At 72.1% G+C, this 877-nt stretch carries 1 protein-coding gene; it reads right to left on the minus strand.

Annotated elements, in window-relative coordinates; genetic code table 11:
- Positions 1-53 precede the first annotated feature (53 nt).
- The gene (locus SSBG_RS12000; RefSeq protein WP_008746399.1) at positions 54-452 is read right to left on the minus strand and encodes a rodlin; all 399 of its coding nucleotides are present in this window, start codon (positions 450-452) and stop codon (positions 54-56) included.
- Positions 453-877 lie beyond the last annotated feature (425 nt).

Below are 877 nucleotides of genomic sequence, written 5' to 3' on the forward strand. Positions count from 1 at the left end.
CCGCGCGTGTGCGCGGGAGGGCGGGCCCTCGTCGATCCCGTCGGGTGCGGCGGTCAGCCGTTGGCGGCACCGTTGCCCGAGAGGACCGGGATGTCGTCCAGGATGTGCGAGAGCGGCTCGTCGCCCTTGGCCTGGGTGGAGTTCTCGGTGCACTGCTGGTTCTGCGGCGAGGACAGGACGTTGACGTCCTGGACCGCGATCGGCACCAGGCCGACCAGCGAACCGGCGTTGACCTTGGCGGGCAGGCCGACGCAGGGCTTGTTGAGCGAACCCTGGACGAGGGCGAGCTGGGGGCTCATGTTCCCGTACGTCGCCTGGTTGCCGTACGCCTGCTGGGCGCCGTTGCCCGAGACGGAGGTCGTGCCACCGTCGTCCGAGAGTGCCATGGCCGGAGCGGCACCCGCACCCGCGACCGTGACGGCGACCGCGGCGGCGGCCCACAGCTTCTTCATGATTGCCCCTTTCGAAAGCGGACCCCGAGACAGGATCACCAGCCACCCCAACCGCGCTTGCCCACCCGGAGTTGCGCCGCCCGAGCGCATGACACCCGATCAGCCCACACGCGAGCCGCCCGCGGGGGACCCCGCCGGCGCCGGGGAAGCGGGACGACACACCGGCGCCGAGGGGGGCGACGCCCGCGCGCGGGCCCGGAGAAAGGGGCGCACGAGGGGGCGCGAGTTGCGGGAATCGCTCATTCGCCCCCATACCGTGCGGTGAACGGGGGACCCTGGGGTGTGACGGCCTGAGCACGGAGCACGTCTGGCGACGATGAGGAAGCATGACGGAACCTGAACCCAGAGGCGGCGGCTGGAAGCGACAGGGCTTCATCCCCGTCAGCCGCCAGTCCTCCGAACGGCCCGCCACCCCCTACCCCCCG

Origin of the sequence: Streptomyces sp. SPB074, from assembly GCF_000154905.1 — a bacterium.
Lineage (GTDB): Bacteria > Actinomycetota > Actinomycetes > Streptomycetales > Streptomycetaceae > Streptomyces.